The sequence below is a fragment of the Acidovorax sp. K2F genome (assembly GCF_025246485.1).
GTDB classification, from domain to species: domain Bacteria; phylum Pseudomonadota; class Gammaproteobacteria; order Burkholderiales; family Burkholderiaceae_C; genus Acidovorax; species Acidovorax delafieldii.
Window position 1 is genome coordinate 28,137 of record NZ_JAOBSQ010000045.1, and the last position, 20,168, is coordinate 48,304.

The window sequence follows — 20,168 nt, forward strand, 5'->3', positions numbered from 1 at the left end:
CGCAGTAAACAATGCCACTGATCGCCTGCCGCCGGGGCAGACACCGGCCAACCAGCCTTCGCACCGCGCGCAGACTCGGCGCCAGCCTCTGGCTAGCGCGGCCGGGCCCTTTGCTCCAGCCATTCCTGAGCCGCCTGCTGCCCACCCCAGCGCGACCAATCCAACGCGCTCTTTCCGTGCGGGTCTTTCTGCGAAAGATCCACTCCCTGCTCATCCAGCCAACGCAGCACGGCCACCCGCCCTTTGGCTGCGGCCAGCATGGCGGGGGTCTCGCCTCGGCTGGCGGGCGCGGGTTCGGTCAGCGATTGCCCTTGCTCTTTGAGCCAATCCAGGCAAGGCACGCAGCCGCTTTGCGCGGCCATGTGCACGGGGCCCCAGTCCCAGCGGTTGCGGGCTTGCAGGCTGGCACCCGCCTGCACCAGGCGTTGCGCCACCGCCAGATGGCCGCCATAAAAGGCCCGCAGCAGGGCCGTATCGCCGCGCTCGCTGTCCTTGGCCGTCTGCCGCAGATCGGGCTCGGCCCCGGCTTGCAGCAGCGCCTCCACATGCGCCAACTGCCCCCGGTGGGCGGCCAGCATCAGCACGGAGGAGCCGGTGTCTGCCAGCAGGTTGGGGTTGGCGCCATCGCGCAGGGCCTGCGCCAGTGCGCTGGCATCGCCCGCGTTCTGAGCGTCCATCAGGCGGGCATCTGCAGGCGCCCAAATGCGCGATGAAGCCACTGCCGCAGGGGCTTGCAGTACAGCGCTGCGACCTGCCCCCCACACCGCACGCCCGCCATGGGCCCACCACACGAGCAAGCCAAAGGCCAAGAGCCATGCCCAACCACCCCAGGCTGTGCGTGAATGGGCAGCCACCTGGGGCCGCTGCGCCCCTGGCGTGAAGCGCCCCCGACGATCCAGCCACGCACGTGCCACGGCCTGGCCCACGGCCTGCGCGGCAGCCGTGCCGCTCAGCCCTGGTGTCAGCGTTTGCGAATGCCCTGATGCATCCTTGCCCAGCACCGCGTGGTAGGCCTGGGTCCCCGCCGTGAACTGCAGCTTGTGCACCAGCGACTGGCTGGACTCGCCTGGCAACGTCGCCACGCGAGACCAAACCCAAGAGCCGCGACGCACGACCAGGCCATCGTCCTGCACCCGCAGCGTCCACCGCCGGGTGGCGGCATGCAAGGCCCAGGCAGGCAGCACCAACACAGCCAACCAACCCCAAAAGCCGCTCGGCAGCACCAGGGCGCGGGGCTGGATGCGGTCGTTCACCCACCACTCCAGCGCCAGCAAAGCCAGGGCCACCGCCGCGGACCAGCGCCAAGCGGTCTGCGTGAACGCGAGGGAGCAGGCATCTGGCGTCTCGGTCAAACGCACGCCAGGGGGAAGAAAGCCTGGGGATTCAGCAGACTTCCCCATGCCCGGTAGATCCAACGGCTGAGAGGCGGCATCGCGGCCCAAGACGACCTGCTCGATGGGGACTTCCTGCGTCCACTGCGCCCGCCGGTCAAAGCGGTCCGGCACCGAAGCGGCCTCAGCCCAGGACGGGGTGGCGGCCTGGACCGCCAGGTCATACGCCAGCTCCAGCGCACCATCGGCGCGCACCAGTTCCAGTCGCCAGTCCACCCGCTCGCCACCGCGCCGCGAACCATGGGTGGGGGAGTCATCAGGCAGTTCAAAACGCGCTACCAGTCGCATGCCGCCATCGCCCGTCGACTGGTGCCGCGCCGTGGCGTTCAGTACCTCCACCTGGCGCTCGGGCGAACCGGAGCTGGATTCGTCCACACGGTATTGCGCCAGCTGCATGCGCAGGTTTTCGGACCCCGCTTGCTGCACAGCCCGCGCAGGCAACACCAGCGTGATTTCGACCGATCGCCCCGCCGTGGGCCGCGATGGCAGGGCCGTCATACCAACCCCCTGGTAGCGCCAGGCCTTGCGGCTGTTCTGCCAGGCGGCAGCGACCAGGCCCACGCCGATCACCACAAAGACGCCCATGAAGCCCTTGGCCCACCAGGGCCCTTTGCCGTCCGACCAGAACAAGGCGGCCATAGGGAAAGCGATGCCACACCAGAATACCGCGAAGAACCACAGCGCCCCCTGCCCCTTGGCCAGGGAATGCGTTGGCTCCAGGTCTGGCACATCGTCCTGGGGGCGCCTCAAGATGCGCAGAAACATCCATGCAGCAGCCCCCCCGACGCCGGTGAACACCAGGGCAAACGGCAGCCGAAAAATTTGCAGCCGCCAGCGGATGCTGCGGTCCAGCAGGGCTTGGGCCGGGGCCTTGGGGTTGACCCAGGCGGTGATGGATTCGCCCCGCTCCTGCGCTTGGCGCAGGGCGCGGTGCCATTGCGCCTGCCAGTCGCCGACGTTGTCGGCACTGGAGTTCGGGTCCAGCCCCACGCGCTGCGCTTCGTACGTTTGGCCCGCCACGGTGTAGCGGTACCGGGCCAGCACCTGGTAGGTGGTGCCACCCTCGCTGCCCGCGTGCTGCTTCAGTTGCACATCCAGCACCTGGGCCGGCACAGGCTGCCATGAGCGTACGGTCCAGACTGCCAGCGCCGTTTCAGCCAAGGGCCGCAAACCTGCCCAATACCCACCAGCACCGAACACCACCGCAAAGATGGCGCAGAAAACCAGCAAAACCCCTCGTCCCATGGTGTTGCCCATGGCTCCCTCCTTTTGTTGTTGTTGTGGATGTCTTGTTATGGGCTCCAGCATAGTGACGAATGGATGACGTTTGTGTGACACCCAAGGTGGGCCAAAAAAAAGCGGCCCCTGAGGGCCGCTTCTGTTGCGCAAAAAACGCGAGGATCAGGCGGTGACGCCCTTGGCGGTTTCTGCGTACTCTTCGATCTGGTCGAAGTTCAGGTACTTGTAGATCGAAGCGCCGTCCTTGTTCACGATACCCATGGCTTCGTGGTATTCAGCCACCGAGGGGATCTTGCCCAGCTTGGACGCGATGGCGGCCAGCTCGGCGGAGGCTAGGAACACGTTGGTGTTCTTGCCCAGGCGGTTGGGGAAGTTGCGGGTGGAGGTGGACACCACCGTAGCGCCTTCGCGCACCTGCGCCTGGTTGCCCATGCACAGCGAGCAGCCGGGCATTTCGGTACGGGCGCCGGCAGCACCAAAGTTGGCGTAATGGCCTTCCTTGATCAGTTCGCTCTCGTCCATCTTGGTGGGCGGTGCCACCCACAGCTTGACGGGGATGTCACGGCTACCGCCGAGCAGCTTGGCGGCCGCGCGGAAGTGGCCGATGTTGGTCATGCAAGAGCCGATGAAGGCTTCATCGATCTTGGTGCCGGCCACTTCCGACAGGGTTTTGGCGTCGTCCGGATCGTTGGGGCAGCACAGGATGGGTTCCTTGATGTCGGCCAGATCGATCTCGATGACGGCTGCGTATTCGGCATCCTTGTCGGCTTCGAGCAGGTTGGGGTTGGCCAGCCAGGCTTCGACCTTCTCTATGCGGCGCTGCAGCGTGCGGGCATCGGCATAGCCGTCAGCGATCATGTTCTTCATCAGCACCACGTTGCTGGTGAGGTATTCCTTGACCGGCTCAGGGTTGAGCTTGATGGTGCAACCGGCGGCGGAACGCTCTGCCGAAGCGTCCGACAGCTCAAACGCTTGCTCGACCTTCAGGTTGGGCAGGCCTTCGATTTCCAGAATGCGGCCCGAGAAGATGTTCTTCTTACCCGCCTTGGCCACCGTCAGCAGACCAGCCTTGATCGCGTACAGCGGAATCGCGTGCACCAGGTCGCGCAGCGTCACGCCCGGCTGCATTTCGCCCTTGAAGCGCACCAGCACCGACTCGGGCATGTCCAGAGGCATCACGCCCGTAGCAGCGCCGAAAGCCACCAGGCCAGAGCCTGCGGGGAACGAAATACCGATGGGGAAACGCGTGTGTGAATCGCCGCCCGTACCCACGGTGTCAGGCAGCAGCAGGCGGTTGAGCCAGCTGTGGATCACGCCGTCGCCAGGACGCAGGGCCACGCCACCACGGTTGCTGATGAACGCAGGCAGTTCGCGGTGGGTCTTCACGTCCACGGGCTTGGGGTAGGCCGCCGTGTGGCAGAACGACTGCATGACCAGGTCGGCAGAGAAGCCCAGGCAAGCCAGGTCTTTCAGCTCGTCGCGGGTCATCGGACCGGTGGTGTCTTGCGAGCCTACGGTCGTCATCTTGGGTTCGCAGTAGGTACCGGGGCGCACGCCCTGGCCTTCTGGCAGACCCACGGCGCGGCCAACCATCTTCTGAGCGAGGGTGAAGCCGGCCTTCGATGCGGCAGGTGCTTGGGGCAGGCGGAACAGCGTGGAGGCTGGCAGGCCCAGGAACTCGCGCGCCTTGGCCGTCAGCGAACGGCCAATGATGAGGTTGATACGGCCGCCCGCACGCACTTCGTCAAACAGCACATCGCTCTTGAGCTTGAACTCGGCCACGGTGGCGCCGTTCTTCACGATCTTGCCGTCGTAGGGCAGGATGTCGACCACGTCGCCCATTTCGAGCTTGGACACATCGACTTCGATCGGCAGCGAGCCCGAGTCCTCCTGCGTGTTGAAGAAGATGGGAGCGATCTTGCCGCCCAGGGTCACGCCGCCAAAACGCTTGTTCGGCACGAACGGGATGTCCTGGCCGGTGGCCCAGATCACGCTGTTGGTGGCCGACTTGCGGCTGGAGCCGGTGCCCACCACGTCGCCCACGTAGGCCACGAGGTTACCCTTCTTCTTGAGGTCTTCGATGAACTGCATCGGACCACGCTTGCCGTCTTCTTCGGGCTTGAACGCCGCATCAGGGCGGGTGTTCTTCAGCATGGCCAGGTAGTGCAGCGGGATGTCTGGGCGGCTCCAGGCATCCGGTGCGGGCGACAGGTCGTCAGTGTTGGTCTCACCGGGCACCTTGAACACCGTGACGGTAATCTTCTTCTCGACCTCAGGACGGGTGGTGAACCACTCGGCATCGGCCCAGCTCTTGATGACTTCCTGCGCCTTGGCGTTGCCTGCCTTGGCTTTCACAGCGACGTCATTGAAGAAGTCGAACATCAGCAGCGTCTTCTTCAGACCCTCTGCGGCCACACCTGCCACTTCGGCATCGTCCAGCAATTCAATCAGCGGGTGCACGTTGTAGCCACCCACCATGGTGCCCAGCAGTTCCGTGGCCTTGGCCTTGGAGATCAGACCCACGGTGATGTCGCCGTGCGCCACGGCAGCCAGGAAGCTGGCCTTGACCTTGGCAGCGTCGTCCACGCCAGGCGGCACGCGATGGGTGAGCAGGTCAAGCAAAAAGGCCTCTTCACCAGCGGGTGGGTTCTTGATCAATTCGATCAGCTCAGCCACCTGCTTGGCGTCCAGGGGCAGAGGGGGGATACCCAGTGCGGCGCGTTCGGCAGCATGGTCTCGGTAGGCTTTCAACATTGTTTTCTCCAGTTGCGTTCTAAAGTGGGGCGTAGCGTGTAGCGTTCGGCTCGGCACACACCAGTCGTTGATGGGTGCGCGCGGTTTTTTATTTGGTGGCGGGCAGCGGGTCCAGCACGCTCACAGGCGGGTTCTTCTTGATGGCTTCTGCCACCACCACCTGCTCAGGGCTCATGCACTCGTCAGCCAGACGCTGACCAGCGCGCTGGTTCATCAGCATGGATTTGTTGGCGATCTGCAGCCACACGGCACCACCCTTGGCGTCCTCCAGGCGCACCGTGCCCGTGGTCGTCGCGACCGGCGACATGTAGTACTTGAAACCCTTGCCTTCCACATGGAAGTGGCCTGGGGTGGCGGGATCGGCTGTCACAGTGACAAAAGCACCGAGCTCACAGGGCATGCGCCCAACGTGCACGCGCTCTGCAATCGCCAGTTCGGCGGGCGACAGGGCTGCTTCAGCGGCGATGATGCCGGCCGCCACCTGGTTGGTGGCGCTCTTGAGCTGGGTACGGCTGCTGGTGGGTTCGGCCTTGGCAGTGGCATGGCTCTTGGCGGGAGCCTTAGCTGCGGTCTTGCCCTCTGCTGGCTTGGCGGCCGTCTTGGCGGTTGGCTTGGCAGCGGGTTTGGCTGCAGCCTTGGTGTCGGACTTGGCCGCTGGCTGGGCTGTTGTTTGTGCCAAGGCAAAGGCCGGAGCCAGCAACATGAGAGCGGAGGCAATGACGAATTTCATGGGAAGTCCTGCGTGGAAATGTCCAGGGGTGTTCACGATGGAACGAGAGTCGATGCGTCAAACCAGTGACGCACCGCCAAGGGTAGTGCGCGCCCAGTGCTTTGGGCGCGCTCCAGAATCTGCCAATAAAAGCGGTAGCTGGCACGGTCATGCAATACCCCATCCACACTGATGGGTGCCCAGTCCTCCAAGGCTGCCGCCGAAATGATCCGGGCTGCGGTGTCGATATCGTCCTGCAGGGGCGCAAAGGCCTGCAGGATGGTGCGGATCTGCGCCGGATGGATGCTCCACATCCGTGTGTAGCCCAGCTCGCGCGATGCGCGGCCGGCAGCACCTTGCAGGGCTGCCATGTCCGAAAACTCAGTCACCACGCAATGGGAAGGCACCTTGCCATGCGCGTGGCACGCCGAGGCGATTTCGAGCTTGGCACGCACCACCAGCGGGTGCGTGAACTGCCCGGCAGAGGTCATGGCCTGCGCGGGAATGGCGCCTCCATGGGCGGACACAAAATCCATGAGACCAAAACTCAGGCTCTGGACGCGGGGGTGGGAAGCGATTTCAAAAGCGCGCTGCACGGCAGCGGGGGACTCGATCAACACATGCAGAGGCACATGAGCCGCCGACGCGCGCTCCAACGCACGTTCAGCCAACAGCACATCGTCCACCGACTCGACCTTGGGCACCATGAGATGACACAGCCTGTGTCCTGCCTCGCCCACAATGGTGGCGACATCATTGGCAAAAGCTGGGTGATCCACCGCATGAACACGAGCCGCTACCCGAGCCTCTGGGGCCGCAGCGGCTGCCAGGCGTGCCACCAGCGACGCATGCTTGGACTCCAGCCCGACAGGCGCGCCATCTTCACAATCGAGAGTGACATCAAAGACGCAGGTGCCAAATTCCTGCGTCATCTCTGCCTGCAATTGCAGGCTTTTGCGCATGCGCACTTCCACGCCGCTGTAGTGGTCGCAGACTGGCAAAAAACCAGTCTGCGCCTGGACGCCGAGCAACACATCGCGCGGATGGACGGACGCAGCGCCCGGCCCCGGTACAGAGGCTTGGACGGCCCGAAGGCCCGATGCCAAAGGCGTCGGCTGCATCGCGTCGTTTACCAGCTTGATTACAGCAGGTGCTTGACGCCGTCTTGCTCGCCTTGCAGTTCGGCCAGCGTGATGTTGATACGCTCTTGCGAGAACGCGTCGATGTCCAGACCTTCAACAATCTTGTACTCGCCGTTTTCGCAGGTCACGGGGAAACCAAACATCGTGTCCTTGGGAATGCCGTATTCGCCGTTGGATGGAACACCCATGGTGACCCACTTGCCGTTGGTGCCCAGGGCCCAGTCGCGCATGTGGTCGATGGCGGCATTGGCTGCAGACGCTGCCGACGACAGGCCACGGGCTTCAATGATGGCGGCGCCGCGCTTGCCAACGGTGGGCAGGAATGTGTTGGCGTTCCACTCCTGATCGTTGATCATCTTGGCCACGCTTTCGCCCTTGATGGTGGCAAAACGGTAGTCGGCGTACATCGTGGGCGAGTGGTTGCCCCACACGGTCAGCTTTTCGATGTCGGCCACAGCCTTGCCGGTCTTGGCGGCGATCTGGCTGGCAGCGCGGTTGTGGTCCAGGCGCAGCATGGCCGTGAAGTTCTTGCGTGGCAGGTCAGGGGCCGACTTCATGGCGATGTAGGCATTGGTGTTGGCAGGGTTGCCCACCACCAGCACCTTCACGTCACGCGAAGCCACGGCATTCAGGGCCTTGCCTTGTGCCGTGAAGATGGCGCCATTGACGGCCAGCAGCTCGGCACGCTCCATGCCAGGGCCACGTGGGCGCGAGCCGACCAGCAGTGCATAGTCGGCATCCTTGAAGGCCGTCATGGGATCGCTGTGGGCGGTCATTTCGACGAGCAGGGGGAAGGCACAGTCGTCCAGCTCCATCATCACGCCCTTGAGCGCCTTTTGAGGGCCTTCGACAGGGACTTCGAGCAATTGCAGAATGACCGGCTGGTCCTTGCCCAGCATTTCGCCGGAGGCGATACGGAACAGCAGTGCGTAACCGATTTGACCGGCGGCGCCGGTGACAGCAACGCGAACGGGCTTCTTGCTCATGGTGAAAACTCCAGGAAGTGAGGAAAACAGGTGTGAGTGCAACGCAAGCACCAGCGCCTGTCACCAGTAGCCCGTGCCCCGCAAAACAGCATTGGAGTTTACCCCTGATTGGACACCCCGGTCAATTTGTCTTATGTCTTATATAAGATATGATTGCACCCCGTTTGTCGTTCGATTGTCATGTGGCAACCGCACTGCCGCACCACAACACACGCACAACTTACAGATCCCACACCATGTCATCGCTTCCGTTCGCAGCAGACAGCCCCGCGCCCCCGCAGAGCGCAGCGGGAGCCGCCACGCCAGCGTTCAGCCCGCTGTACCAACAGATCAAGGGGCTGATCCTGCAAAGCCTGCAGCAGGGCGAATGGAAGCCTGGCGAGGCCATTCCGAGCGAAATGGAGCTGGCTGCACGTTTTCGCGTCAGCCAGGGCACCGTACGCAAGGCGATTGACGAACTGGCCGCAGAGAACCTGGTGATGCGCCGGCAGGGCAAAGGCACTTTTGTCGCCACCCACGCCGAGCAGCATGTGCAATACCGATTTCTGAAGCTTTTGCCCGACACCGGAGACGCCCGCGTGGAAGGCCCTGCGCAGCGCCGCGTGATCGATTGCCGCCGCGTGCGGGCCAACGCCGATGTGGCCCGCGCACTGGCGCTGCGCAGCGGCGATGCCGTCATGCAGGCCCGGCGCATCCTGTCGTTTGCAGGAGTGCCCACCATTTTAGAAGACATCTGGCTGCCCGGACAAGCCTTCAAAGGCCTGACGGCCGAGCAGCTCGCCAACTACCAGGGACCGACCTACGCCATGTTCGAACTCGACTTTGGCGTGCGCATGGTGCGGGCCGAAGAAAAAATCCGCGCCGTGCTGCCCGACGAGGAACAAGCCCAACTGCTGCAAATCACACCCGTGACACCACTGCTGAGCGTCGAGCGCATTGCCTACACCTACAACGATGTTCCCATGGAGTTACGCCGCGGGCTGTATCGCACCGATACCCACCACTACCGTAATGAATTGAGCTGACAGCAGGCTGGCACCCGAGCATTAACGTCGAAAATTTCAAGCCCGGCTAAACCCTTGTGTTGCGTTGCAATAGAATTTTGCGTTCTTTGCATCTTCAAATTACAAAGCAGTTACATCCACGAAAGCACCAGAAATGACAGAACTAGCCAAAAAACGGCCTGAATTCCGCAACATCAATGCCTTCAAGGACTTGACGACCTACCGCATGACGCCTGCCGCGTGGGTTTCGATCTTGCACCGCGCCAGCGGACTGATCATGTTCCTGCTGCTGCCTTTCATCATCTGGATGTTCGACACCTCGGTGTCTTCCGAAATCTCGTTCGCCAAATTCTCGGCGGCCTTCAACATCGGCATCGGTTTTGTACCCGGCTGGTTCATCAAGCTGGTCGCTCTGGCCCTGATCTGGGCCTATCTGCACCACTTCACTGCCGGCCTGCGCCACCTGTGGATGGACGTGAGCCACAGCGCCGTGAACAAGCAATTTGGCAAGAGCTCTGCCCTGACCGTTCTGGTCATCAGCATTGGGCTGGCCCTGGTGCTGGGCGCCAAGCTTTTCGGTCTGTACTGATCAACCCACAAAAACGGCGGTCGCTGCCAGCCAGCGCCTGCTGAAGAACGAGAGGAAATTTCCATGTCCGTCAATTACGGTTCCAAGCGCGTCGTCGTCGGCGCCCACTATGGCCTGCGCGACTGGCTCAGCCAGCGTGTCACGGCAGTCCTGATGGCACTGTTCACCCTGGCCCTGCTGGCCCAGGTCATCTTCTCCAAAGGCCCCATCGGCTACGACAAATGGGCGGGCATTTTCTCGGCCCAATGGATGAAGGTGCTGACCTTCTCCGTGATTGTCGCGATTGCCTGGCATGCGTGGGTCGGCCTGCGCGAAGTCCTGATGGACTACATCAAGCCCGTGGGCCTGCGTCTGGCACTGCAAGTGTTCAGCATTGTCTGGCTGGTCAGCTGCGCCGGCTGGGGCATCCAGGTTCTGTGGCGTCTCTGATTCCCGCGATTGAAGGTACACAATGAGCTACACACAAGCCAACATCACCAAGCGCAAGTTCGACGTCATCATCATCGGAGCCGGCGGCTCCGGCATGCGGGCATCCCTGCAACTGGCCCGCGCGGGCCTGAACGTTGCGGTTCTCTCCAAGGTATTCCCCACCCGTTCGCACACCGTCGCTGCCCAAGGCGGCATCGGCGCTTCGCTGGGCAACATGTCCGAAGACAACTGGCATTACCACTTCTACGACACCATCAAGGGCTCCGACTGGCTCGGCGACCAGGATGCGATCGAGTTCATGTGCCGCGAAGCCCCCAAGGTCGTGTACGACCTGGAACACATGGGCATGCCCTTTGACCGCAACACCGACGGCACGATCTACCAGCGCCCCTTCGGCGGCCACACCGCCAACTACGGTGAAAAGCCCGTGCAACGCGCTTGCGCTGCAGCCGACCGCACCGGTCACGCCATGCTGCACACGCTGTATCAGCAAAACGTTAAGGCCCGCACCAACTTCTTTGTGGAGTGGATGGCCCTGGACCTGATCCGCGACGCCGACGGCGACGTGGTGGGCGTGACCGCGCTGGAGATGGAAACCGGCGATCTGCACATTCTTGAAGCCAAGACCACGCTGCTGGCCACCGGTGGCGCAGGCCGCATTTTTGCTGCCTCGACCAACGCCTTCATCAACACCGGTGACGGCCTGGGCATGGCAGCACGCGCCGGCATTCCGCTGGAAGACATGGAGTTCTGGCAGTTCCACCCCACCGGCGTGGCCGGCGCGGGCGTGCTGCTGACCGAAGGCTGCCGCGGTGAAGGCGCCATCCTGCTCAACAGCAACGGTGAGCGCTTCATGGAGCGCTATGCGCCCACACTGAAGGACCTGGCACCGCGCGACTTCGTGTCCCGCTCGATGGACCAGGAAATCAAGGAAGGCCGTGGCTGTGGTCCCAACAAGGACTACGTGCTGCTCAAGCTGGACCACCTGGGCGCAGAAACCATCCACAAGCGCCTGCCCTCGGTGTACGAAATCGGCGTCAACTTCGCCAACGTGGACATCACCAAGGAGCCGATCCCTGTGGTGCCCACCATCCACTACCAGATGGGCGGCATCCCCACCAACATCAATGGTCAGGTGGTGGTGCAACAAGGCGGCAATGACAACCTCGTGGTCAACGGCCTGTACGCGGTGGGCGAATGCTCTTGCGTATCGGTGCACGGCGCCAACCGCTTGGGCACCAACTCGCTGCTGGACCTGCTGGTGTTCGGCCGCGCAGCCGGCAACCACATCGTTGAGTTCAACGACAAGAACAAGAACCACAAGCCCCTGCCCAAGGATGCGGCCGACCGCACCTTGGAGCGCCTCAACCGCCTGCAAGGCGCCAGCAGCGGCGAATATGCCCAGGACGTGGCCAACGACATCCGCGCCAGCATGCAACTGCACGCCGGTGTGTTCCGCACGCAAGCGAGCATGGACGAAGGCGTCAAGAAGATCGCCGAGCTGCGCAACCGTGTGAATAGCGTGGGCCTGAAGGACCACTCCAAGGTGTTCAACACCGCGCGCATCGAAGCGCTGGAAGTCGAGAACCTGATCGAAGCTGCGCAAGCCACGATGGTGTCTGCCGCTGCACGCAAGGAATGCCGTGGTGCCCACACCGTGAGCGACTACGAACGCCCCGCCGATGACCCGGTGGCACCACTGGGCCGCGACGATGCCAACTGGATGAAGCACACCCTGTGGCACAGCGAGAGCAACAGCCTGACCTACAAGCCCGTCAAACTCAAACCCCTGACCGTGGACTCAGTTCCGCCCAAGGTTCGCACGTTCTAAACGGATACAGGAGCACCCACCATGGCAAAACGCACCTTCCAAATCTACCGCTACGATCCTGACAAGGACGCCAAGCCCTACATGCAGACCGTCGAAGTCGAACTCGACGGCAGCGAACGCATGCTGCTGGACGCCCTGATGAAGCTCAAGGCGCAAGACCCCACCTTGTCGTTCCGTCGCTCCTGCCGCGAAGGTGTTTGTGGCTCGGACGCCATGAACATCAACGGCAAGAATGGCCTGGCCTGCCTGACGAACATGAACACGCTGCCCGGCACCGTGGTCCTGAAGCCCCTGCCCGGCCTGCCCGTCATCCGCGACCTGATCGTGGACATGACGCAGTTCTTCAAGCAGTACAACTCCATCAAGCCCTACCTCGTCAACGACAACGTGCCGCCCGAAACCGAGCGCCTGCAGTCGCCCGAGGAGCGTGAAGAGCTGAACGGCCTGTACGAGTGCATTCTGTGCGCCAGCTGCTCCACCAGCTGCCCCAGCTTCTGGTGGAACCCCGACAAGTTCGTGGGCCCCGCTGGCCTGCTGCAGGCTTACCGCTTCATCGCCGACAGCCGCGACGAAGCCACCACGGAGCGCCTGGACAACCTGGAAGACCCGTACCGCCTGTTCCGCTGCCACACCATCATGAACTGCGTGGACGTGTGCCCCAAGGGTCTGAACCCCACCCGGGCCATCGGCAAGATCAAGGAATTGATGGTGCGCCGCGCCATCTGAGCGCGGCCCGTTCATCGTCCTACACACCGGTCCATGCAAACGCTATCCACCCCATCCATCGCGCCAGAGGCGGCCTCGCCGCTGCTGGACGAACGCGAGCTGAGCAAACTGCACTGGCGCTGCCGGCGCGGCTTGCTGGAGAACGACTTGTTCATCGAGAAGTTCTTCCACCGCTTCGAATCGACGCTGACGAGGCGCAATGCCCAGGGCCTCAACGCGTTGATGGATCTGGCGGACAACGACCTGCTGGACCTGCTGCTGCGGCGGCGAGAGCCCTCGGGCGAACAAGACACACAAGAAGCGCGTGAAGTGCTCGGCATGCTGAGACAAAGCGGTGGCGCCACGGCAGTGCATGCCTGACACCCAGCCCTCGCACCAAGACCGGATTCGTATCGGCAACCTACCCAAGGAAAGTAACAATGAAGCTAGCTGACAACAAAGCCACCCTGTCGTTCAGTAACGGCAGCCCCAGCGTGGACCTGCCGGTCTATCAGGGCAGCATCGGCCCGGACGTCATCGACATCCGCAAGCTGTATGCGCAGACGGGCATGTTCACCTACGACCCGGGCTTCCTGTCCACAGCAGCCACCCAGTCGGCCATCACCTACATCGATGGCGACAAGGGCGAGTTGCTGTACCGCGGCTACCCCATTGAGCAGTTGGCTGAGAACTGCGACTTCCTGGAAACCTGCCACCTGCTGCTGTACGGCGATCTGCCCAACGCAGCACAAAAGACCGACTTCACCAGCCGCGTGACCAACCACACCATGGTCAACGAGCAGATGCAGTTCTTCCTGCGTGGCTTCCGCCGCGACGCGCACCCTATGGCTGTGCTGACCGGTCTGGTGGGTGCCCTGTCGGCCTTCTACCACGACAGCACGGACATCAACAATCCGCAGCACCGCGAGATCGCCGCGATTCGACTGATCGCCAAGATGCCCACGCTGGTCGCCATGGCCTACAAGTACGGCATGGGCCAGCCCTACATGTACCCGCAGAACCACCTGAGCTACGCAGGCAACTTCCTGCGCATGATGTTCGGTACGCCCTGCGAAGAGTACAAGGTCAACCCCGTACTCGAACGAGCGCTGGACCGCATCTTCATCCTGCACGCTGACCACGAGCAGAACGCTTCGACCTCCACCGTGCGCCTGTGCGGCTCGTCGGGCACCAACCCGTTCGCCGCCATCGCTGCGGGCGTGGCCTGCCTCTGGGGCCCTGCCCACGGCGGCGCCAACGAAGCTGCACTGAACATGCTGTACGACATCCAGGCCCAAGGCGGCGTGGAAAAGATCGGCGACTTCATCAAGCAGGTCAAGGACAAGAACTCCGGCGTCAAGCTGATGGGCTTTGGCCACCGCGTGTACAAGAACTACGACCCCCGCGCCAAGCTCATGCAAGAGACTTGCAATGAAGTGCTGGCCGAGCTGGGCCTGGAAAACGACCCGCTGTTCAAGCTGGCCAAGGAACTGGAAAAGATCGCCCTGGAAGACGACTACTTCGTGCAGCGCAAGCTCTACCCGAACGTGGACTTCTACTCCGGCATCGTGCAGCGCGCCATCGGCATCCCAGTGAACCTGTTCACCGGCATCTTCAGCCTGGCCCGCACCGTGGGCTGGATTGCCCAGTTGAACGAAATGATCGGCGACCCCGAGTACAAGATCGGCCGCCCCCGCCAGCTGTTCACCGGCTCCGTGCGCCGCGACGTGCCTCCCCTGGCCAGCCGCTGATCGGAGCGGCGCACTGCGCCGCTCCCACACCCTACAAAGCCCGCAGGCAGTGCCTGCGGGCTTTTTTCATGGCTCATCGAGAGGGGTTCACTGCCAATTCCTGAATACTCCCCCTGAGTAATAGCCCTTTTAATGCCTGTAGCGCAATCAGCATATGTGCTTGTCTTTTATACTGCCACCCAGTACACCCCAGTGAACGACCAGCCAGCCGCCTGACCATGCCCCACACTGCCGAAGACAAACAACGCGCCATCACCCGGCTGCGCCGCATCAAGGGCCAGGCCGAGGCGCTGGAGCGCGCGGTGGAGGCGGGCAGTGACTGCGCCCCCATCCTGCAGCAGCTGGCGGCCATGCGAGGCGCCGTGCACGGACTGATGGCCGACCTGCTCGACAGCCACGTGCGCGAGACGCTGGCGGAAAAACCGGCCCCGTCCCAGCAGGCCATTGACGAAACGCTGGCGCTGCTTCGCTCCTACCTCAAATAGACCACCCACCCGCATTCGCTACCCGATTGACCGAAAGGACCACCCCATGAAATCCCGTGCCGCCGTCGCCTTCAAAGCTGGAGAACCCCTGCAGATCGTCGAGATCGACGTCGCCCCGCCCAAAAAGGGCGAAGTGCTCATCAAGATCACCGACACCGGCGTGTGCCACACCGACGCCTTTACCCTGAGCGGTGACGATCCCGAAGGCCTGTTCCCCGTGGTGCTGGGCCATGAAGGCGCGGGCATCGTGGTTGAAGTGGGCGAAGGCGTGACCAGCGTGAAGCCCGGCGACCACGTCATCCCGCTGTACACCGCCGAATGCGGCGAGTGCCTGTTCTGCAAGAGCGGCAAGACCAACCTGTGCGTGAGCGTGCGCGCCACACAGGGCAAGGGCGTGATGCCCGACGGCACCACGCGCTTCAGCTACAACGGCCAGCCCATTTACCACTACATGGGCTGCAGCACCTTCAGCGAATACACCGTGGTGGCCGAGGTGTCGCTCGCCAAGGTCAACCCCAACGCCAACCCCGAGCAGGTCTGCCTGCTGGGCTGCGGCGTGACCACGGGCCTGGGCGCCGTCAAGAACACCGCCAAGGTGCAAGAGGGCGACACCGTGGCCGTGTTTGGCCTGGGCGGCATTGGCCTGGCCGTGATTCAGGGCGCCAAGCTGGCCAAGGCCGGGCGCATCATCGCCATCGATACCAATCCCTCCAAGTTCGACCTGGCCCGCACCTTTGGCGCGACCGACTGCGTGAACCCCAAGGACTTCGACAAGCCGATCCAGCAGGTCATCGTGGAGATGACGACCTGGGGCGTGGACCACAGCTTTGAGTGCATCGGCAACGTCAACGTGATGCGTGCTGCGCTGGAGTGCGCGCACCGGGGCTGGGGCCAGTCGGTCATCATCGGCGTGGCAGGCGCGGGGCAAGAGATCAGCACCCGCCCCTTCCAGCTCGTCACCGGCCGCAAGTGGCTGGGCACGGCGTTTGGCGGCGTCAAGGGCCGCAGCGAGCTGCCCGGCATGGTCGAAGACGCGATGGCCGGCAAGATCCAGCTCGCGCCCTTTGTGACCCACACCATGGGCCTGAAGGACATCAACGAAGCCTTTGACTTGATGCACGAAGGCAAGTCGATCCGCTCGGTCGTCAAATACGCCGCGTAACTCGGCTACTCGCCAGCGCCCACAGCCCCAGAGACAACCGGGCACTCTGGGTGCTGGCCCCGACGGGCCATGAAAAACGGCTTGGAGCCGTCTTTTAGGGTCCCTCCAAGCGAAAACTGCCTCAAGCGCTACGAGATATTGCCTGAGCAGCTATCAATTCAGCAGCAATCACCATGACCACTCCACTGGATCTGCTCAGCAGACACGCCTGTTTTGGCGGCGAGCAGCGCTTTTACCAGCACACCTCCACCACCATCGGCCTGCCGATGAAGTTCTCGGTGTACCTGCCACCCCAGGCACAACAGGGCCCTGTGCCCGCCGTGTTGTACCTGGCGGGGCTGACTTGCATCGAGGAGACCTTTGCCATCAAGGCCGGAGCCCAGCGCGTGGCCGCCGAACTGGGCCTGGCCCTGATCGCGCCCGACACCAGCCCGCGCGGCGAGGCCGTGTTGGCCCTGCCCGGCGCCACGGCCAGCTGGGACTTTGGCGTGGGCGCGGGCTTCTACCTCGACGCCACGCAGAGCCCCTGGAACACGCACTGGCGCATGGAGAGCTACCTGCTGCAAGAGCTGCTGCCCCTGGTGGGCGAGCACCTGCCCATCGACGGGCAGCGCCTGGGCATCTTCGGCCACAGCATGGGCGGGCACGGCGCGCTCACACTCGCCCTGCGCCACCCCGGCCGGTTCAAGACGGTGTCGGCCTTTGCGCCCATCTGCGCGCCCACCCAGTGCCCCTGGGGCGAAAAGGCCTTCACCGGCTACCTGGGCCCCGACCGCACCACCTGGCTGGAGCACGATGCCACGGTGCTGATGCAGCACCAGCCCATCGCGCCCTACCCGGCGGGCATCCTCATCGACCAGGGGCTGGACGACAAATTCCTGGCCGACCAGCTGCACCCCCACCTGTTCGAGGCCGCGTGCCAGGCCATCGGCCAGCCGCTCACGCTGCGCCGGCATGCGGGTTACGACCACGGCTACTACTTTGTGCAGAGCTTTGTGGGCGACCATTTGGCCCACCATGCGCGGGGTCTTGGCGCCGGACATTAATGCGCACTTAAGCAACTGGCAGCACACTAGCGGGCTATGCTTTTGTCCCTGCGGCGCCTGCTGCCCTTTGCCTCGGCTTCACGCTCGGAGCCTCCCTCCGCCTCCCCTGCACCCCGCCCCCTGCACCCCGCATGGGTGGTGGTGCTGGTCAGCACCTGGCTGGCCACGGCCTGCAACGTCCCGCTGTGGCAAGAGGTGGCCCAGCTGCCCGGCCAGGGCAGCCTGCGTGGCTGGGGCTTTGCACTGGCGTTTGCGCTCATCGTCGCGGCGGGCAACGCCGCGCTGCTGAGCCTGCTGGCCTGGCGCTGGACGCTCAAGCCCGCCGTGCTGGTGCTGGTGCTGATGGCCGCGTTTGGCGCGTACTTCATGCTGGCCTACGGCATCGCCATCGACGCCAGCATGCTGGTCAACGTGATGCAGACCGACGTGAAGGAAGCAGGCGACCTGCTCAACCTGCGCATGCTGGGCACCGTGCTCATCCTGGCCGTGCCGCCCCTGTTGTGGCTGTACCGCCGTCCCGTGCAGCGCCTGACCGCGCTGCGCCATGTGGCGCACAACGGCCTGCTGCTGGCGGGCTCCATCGCCGTCATCGTGGTGTGCCTGCTGCTGGTGTTCCAGGACTTTGCATCGACCATGCGCAACCACACCAAGCTGCGCTACCTGATCAACCCGCTCAACAGCGTGTACGCGCTGGGCAACATTGCCACCAAGCCCCTGCGCATGGACACCAGCAAGATCCTGCCCCTGGGCCGTGACGCCCAGCTGGGCGCCAGCTACGCCAGCCAGGCCAAGCCCCCGCTGCTGGTGCTGGTGCTGGGCGAGACGGGCCGCAGCGGCAACTTTGGCCTGAACGGCTATGAGCGCGACACCACTCCACGCCTGTCAGCCCGCAAAGACCTGGTGAGTGCGCGCAATGCCTGGTCCTGCGGCACCAGCACCGCCGCGTCGGTGCCCTGCATGTATTCGCACCTGGGCCGCACAGGCTACGAAGGCCGCTCGGCCAACTACGAAAGCCTGATCGACGTGCTGCACCACGCCGGCCTTGCGGTGCTGTGGGTGGACAACCAGTCGGGCTGCAAGGGCGTGTGCGACCGCGTGGGCGAGACCATTACCAGCACCCAGAAAGACCCCGCCCTGTGCGCTGGCGGCGAGTGCCTGGACCGCGTGATGCTCAAGGACCTGGACGCCCAGATCGCCGCCCTGCCTGCCGAGCAGCGCCAGCGTGGCACCGTGGTGGTGATGCACCAGATGGGCAGCCACGGCCCCGCGTACTACAAGCGTTCCGCGCCCGAGAACAAGAAGTTTGGCCCCGAATGCACCTCCACTGCCTTGCAGGAATGCCAGCGCGAGCAGGTGGTCAACGCCTACGACAACAGCATCGTCGAGACCGACCATTTCCTCGATTCAGTGCTCCAGTGGCTGGGAGCGCAGGAACAATATGCCCAGACAGCTATGATTTACGTAGCAGACCATGGCGAGTCGCTGGGCGAGAACAACATTTACCTGCACGGTCTGCCCTACTCCATTGCCCCCGACGTGCAAAAACACGTGCCCTGGATCACCTGGCTGTCACCCACCATGCAGGCGCGCACCCACCTCGCCACGGGCTGCCTGCAGCAAGACCTGGGCGAGCGACGCATCACGCACGACCACTACTTCCACTCGGTACTGGGCCTGATGGATGTGAAGACCGAGGCGTACAACACCGAGCTGGACATGTTTGCCGCGTGCCGCAAGCCCGCCGCGGCGGGCTGAGACGGACCGAGGCGGGGCCAGGCGGACGGCCCCGGCAGCCCTGTGCCACAAAGGTGTGGCGCAGGGCGCAGCCAGCTCAGCTCCCTTGGGGCAACAACAGAATCTTGCCGATGCTGGCGCCAGACTCCATGCGCCGATGGGCCTGTGCAGCATCGGCCAGTGCAAACGTGCTGTCGATCACCGGCCGGATCACTCCAGCGGCCAAGGCTGGCAGCCACTGCTGGGCAAACCGCTGCACCATGGCCTGCTTGACCTCGGGCGGGCGGGACTTCATCACGGTGCCAAAAATCTGCAGGTGTCGGTACAGCAGCACATCCATGGGCAGCTCCGCACCCTGCGCACCGCCCAGCAGCCCCACCGACACCAGGCGTCCGCCGTCGGCCAGAGACCGCACGTTGCGCTGCAGGTACGGAGCCCCGATGAAGTCGATCACCACATCCACGCCCCGGCCCTGCGTGGCCTGGTCCACCACCGCCTGAAAGTCTTCGCTGCGGTAGTCGATGAACACATCGGCCCCGCAACCCAGCACGGCGCCGCGCTTGTCGCCCCCCGCCGTGGCAAACACGCGCGCACCCGCCGCATGGGCCAGCTGCACGGCGGCTGATCCCACGCCGCCCGCCGCCGCATGGATCAGCACCGACTCGCCCGCGTGCAAGCGCGCCAGGTGGAACAGCGCCTCGTGCGCGGTCACGAACACCTCGGCCACGGCGCCTGCGGCCACCAGGTCGATGCCATCCGGCACCGGCATGGCCATGCGGTGGTCGATGCGCGACAGCTCGGCGTAGGCACCGCCGCCCACGATGCCCATCACGCGGTCGCCCCCGGCAAAGCCTTGCACCTCGGGCCCCATGGCGACCACCGTGCCCGCAATCTCCAGCCCCATGGTGTCGGCATCGCCAAAGTAGGCGCGGCCATAGGCCCCTTTGCGGTGCAGCAGGTCGGCCCGGTTGACGCCGATGGCGGCGTTGCGCACCAGCAGGTCGTGCGGGCGCACCTCGGGGACAGGGATCTCGCGCGCCACCAGCACTTCCGGGCCGCCGAAGTCATCGAACACGATGGCTTGCATGGTGGGTTGTGGGTTTGCAGGTTGTTCGGCCGCTGGTGTGGACATGGGTGTTACTCCTCAAGCAATGGTTTCAGTGCCTTGAAGGATAGGGCGCCACGCAGTGATTTAAACGCAGCAATTTCGC

At 63.9% G+C, this 20,168-nt stretch carries 17 protein-coding genes; 11 read left to right on the plus strand and 6 right to left on the minus strand.

Going from position 1 to position 20,168, the window contains the following annotated elements; all coding sequences use genetic code 11:
• Window positions 1–92 precede the first annotated feature (92 nt).
• From N4G42_RS17145 to N4G42_RS17165, 5 genes are all read right to left on the minus strand, one after another.
• Window positions 93–2,648: an ankyrin repeat domain-containing protein gene (locus N4G42_RS17145; RefSeq protein WP_260668024.1), complete on the minus strand. Its 2,556-nt coding sequence runs from the start codon at window positions 2,646–2,648 to the stop codon at window positions 93–95.
• A gap of 144 nt (window positions 2,649–2,792) precedes the next feature.
• Window positions 2,793–5,384 carry a bifunctional aconitate hydratase 2/2-methylisocitrate dehydratase gene (gene acnB / locus N4G42_RS17150; RefSeq protein WP_099730771.1) on the minus strand — a complete coding sequence of 864 codons (2,592 nt, stop codon included), beginning with the start codon at window positions 5,382–5,384 and terminating at the stop codon, window positions 2,793–2,795.
• A gap of 88 nt (window positions 5,385–5,472) precedes the next feature.
• Window positions 5,473–6,114: a hypothetical protein gene (locus N4G42_RS17155; protein WP_056064883.1), complete on the minus strand. Its 642-nt coding sequence runs from the start codon at window positions 6,112–6,114 to the stop codon at window positions 5,473–5,475.
• Between the two features lie 32 nt (window positions 6,115–6,146).
• Window positions 6,147–7,214 carry an HpcH/HpaI aldolase/citrate lyase family protein gene (locus tag N4G42_RS17160; protein WP_260668025.1) on the minus strand — a complete coding sequence of 356 codons (1,068 nt, stop codon included), beginning with the start codon at window positions 7,212–7,214 and terminating at the stop codon, window positions 6,147–6,149.
• Window positions 7,215–7,234: 20 nt separating this feature from the next.
• The gene (locus tag N4G42_RS17165; protein WP_056064888.1) at window positions 7,235–8,221 is read right to left on the minus strand and encodes a malate dehydrogenase; all 987 of its coding nucleotides are present in this window, start codon (window positions 8,219–8,221) and stop codon (window positions 7,235–7,237) included.
• Window positions 8,222–8,457: 236 nt separating this feature from the next.
• On the opposite strand from N4G42_RS17165, the gene N4G42_RS17170 reads away from it, so the two are divergent.
• From N4G42_RS17170 to N4G42_RS17220, 11 genes are all read left to right on the plus strand, one after another.
• Entirely contained in the window at window positions 8,458–9,246 is a 789-nt protein-coding gene (locus tag N4G42_RS17170) for a GntR family transcriptional regulator (RefSeq protein ID WP_056064891.1), read from the plus strand.
• 133 nt (window positions 9,247–9,379) lie between these two features.
• Entirely contained in the window at window positions 9,380–9,814 is a 435-nt protein-coding gene (gene sdhC, locus N4G42_RS17175) for a succinate dehydrogenase, cytochrome b556 subunit (protein ID WP_056064896.1), read from the plus strand.
• Window positions 9,815–9,877: 63 nt separating this feature from the next.
• Window positions 9,878–10,243 (plus strand): succinate dehydrogenase, hydrophobic membrane anchor protein, encoded by a 366-nt coding sequence (gene sdhD / locus N4G42_RS17180; protein ID WP_015015055.1) that lies wholly within the window; start codon window positions 9,878–9,880, stop codon window positions 10,241–10,243.
• Window positions 10,244–10,265: 22 nt separating this feature from the next.
• Entirely contained in the window at window positions 10,266–12,074 is a 1,809-nt protein-coding gene (gene sdhA / locus N4G42_RS17185) for a succinate dehydrogenase flavoprotein subunit (protein WP_008906046.1), read from the plus strand.
• A gap of 21 nt (window positions 12,075–12,095) precedes the next feature.
• Window positions 12,096–12,800, plus strand: coding sequence for a succinate dehydrogenase iron-sulfur subunit (locus N4G42_RS17190; RefSeq protein ID WP_015015057.1), 705 nt, complete (start codon window positions 12,096–12,098; stop codon window positions 12,798–12,800).
• 33 nt (window positions 12,801–12,833) lie between these two features.
• On the plus strand, window positions 12,834–13,160 hold the full coding sequence (locus N4G42_RS17195) for a succinate dehydrogenase assembly factor 2 (RefSeq protein ID WP_260668026.1): 327 nt from the start codon (window positions 12,834–12,836) through the stop codon (window positions 13,158–13,160).
• 59 nt (window positions 13,161–13,219) lie between these two features.
• Entirely contained in the window at window positions 13,220–14,530 is a 1,311-nt protein-coding gene (locus N4G42_RS17200; protein WP_056064903.1) for a citrate synthase, read from the plus strand.
• 218 nt (window positions 14,531–14,748) lie between these two features.
• The gene (locus N4G42_RS17205) at window positions 14,749–15,015 is read left to right on the plus strand and encodes a metal/formaldehyde-sensitive transcriptional repressor (protein WP_056064906.1); all 267 of its coding nucleotides are present in this window, start codon (window positions 14,749–14,751) and stop codon (window positions 15,013–15,015) included.
• A gap of 46 nt (window positions 15,016–15,061) precedes the next feature.
• Entirely contained in the window at window positions 15,062–16,177 is a 1,116-nt protein-coding gene (locus N4G42_RS17210; protein ID WP_015015063.1) for an S-(hydroxymethyl)glutathione dehydrogenase/class III alcohol dehydrogenase, read from the plus strand.
• A gap of 173 nt (window positions 16,178–16,350) precedes the next feature.
• Window positions 16,351–17,223: an S-formylglutathione hydrolase gene (gene fghA / locus N4G42_RS17215; RefSeq protein WP_260668027.1), complete on the plus strand. Its 873-nt coding sequence runs from the start codon at window positions 16,351–16,353 to the stop codon at window positions 17,221–17,223.
• Between the two features lie 36 nt (window positions 17,224–17,259).
• Window positions 17,260–18,978 carry a phosphoethanolamine transferase gene (locus N4G42_RS17220; protein WP_260668028.1) on the plus strand — a complete coding sequence of 573 codons (1,719 nt, stop codon included), beginning with the start codon at window positions 17,260–17,262 and terminating at the stop codon, window positions 18,976–18,978.
• Between the two features lie 76 nt (window positions 18,979–19,054).
• Here the strand turns inward: N4G42_RS17220 and N4G42_RS17225 are convergent, their stop codons facing one another.
• Window positions 19,055–20,089, minus strand: a complete 1,035-nt coding sequence (locus N4G42_RS17225; protein WP_260668029.1) for an NAD(P)H-quinone oxidoreductase — start codon at window positions 20,087–20,089, stop codon at window positions 19,055–19,057.
• Between the last annotated feature and the right edge of the window lie 79 nt (window positions 20,090–20,168).

What these genes read in the sequence shown, in the direction of transcription:
- N4G42_RS17200 (WP_056064903.1), top strand. Translation starts at nt 13,220, where the DNA reads ATGAAGCTAGCTGACAACAAAGCCACCCTGTCGTTCAGTAACGGCAGC.
- fghA (WP_260668027.1), top strand. Translation starts at nt 16,351, where the DNA reads ATGACCACTCCACTGGATCTGCTCAGCAGACACGCCTGTTTTGGCGGC.
- N4G42_RS17190 (WP_015015057.1), top strand. Translation starts at nt 12,096, where the DNA reads ATGGCAAAACGCACCTTCCAAATCTACCGCTACGATCCTGACAAGGAC.
- N4G42_RS17210 (WP_015015063.1), top strand. Translation starts at nt 15,062, where the DNA reads ATGAAATCCCGTGCCGCCGTCGCCTTCAAAGCTGGAGAACCCCTGCAG.
- N4G42_RS17225 (WP_260668029.1), bottom strand. Translation starts at nt 20,089, where the DNA reads ATGTCCACACCAGCGGCCGAACAACCTGCAAACCCACAACCCACCATG.
- sdhC (WP_056064896.1), top strand. Translation starts at nt 9,380, where the DNA reads ATGACAGAACTAGCCAAAAAACGGCCTGAATTCCGCAACATCAATGCC.
- N4G42_RS17205 (WP_056064906.1), top strand. Translation starts at nt 14,749, where the DNA reads ATGCCCCACACTGCCGAAGACAAACAACGCGCCATCACCCGGCTGCGC.
- N4G42_RS17170 (WP_056064891.1), top strand. Translation starts at nt 8,458, where the DNA reads ATGTCATCGCTTCCGTTCGCAGCAGACAGCCCCGCGCCCCCGCAGAGC.
- sdhA (WP_008906046.1), top strand. Translation starts at nt 10,266, where the DNA reads ATGAGCTACACACAAGCCAACATCACCAAGCGCAAGTTCGACGTCATC.
- N4G42_RS17220 (WP_260668028.1), top strand. Translation starts at nt 17,260, where the DNA reads ATGCTTTTGTCCCTGCGGCGCCTGCTGCCCTTTGCCTCGGCTTCACGC.
- N4G42_RS17195 (WP_260668026.1), top strand. Translation starts at nt 12,834, where the DNA reads ATGCAAACGCTATCCACCCCATCCATCGCGCCAGAGGCGGCCTCGCCG.
- N4G42_RS17145 (WP_260668024.1), bottom strand. Translation starts at nt 2,648, where the DNA reads ATGGGCAACACCATGGGACGAGGGGTTTTGCTGGTTTTCTGCGCCATC.
- N4G42_RS17165 (WP_056064888.1), bottom strand. Translation starts at nt 8,221, where the DNA reads ATGAGCAAGAAGCCCGTTCGCGTTGCTGTCACCGGCGCCGCCGGTCAA.
- acnB (WP_099730771.1), bottom strand. Translation starts at nt 5,384, where the DNA reads ATGTTGAAAGCCTACCGAGACCATGCTGCCGAACGCGCCGCACTGGGT.
- N4G42_RS17160 (WP_260668025.1), bottom strand. Translation starts at nt 7,214, where the DNA reads ATGCAGCCGACGCCTTTGGCATCGGGCCTTCGGGCCGTCCAAGCCTCT.
- N4G42_RS17155 (WP_056064883.1), bottom strand. Translation starts at nt 6,114, where the DNA reads ATGAAATTCGTCATTGCCTCCGCTCTCATGTTGCTGGCTCCGGCCTTT.
- sdhD (WP_015015055.1), top strand. Translation starts at nt 9,878, where the DNA reads ATGTCCGTCAATTACGGTTCCAAGCGCGTCGTCGTCGGCGCCCACTAT.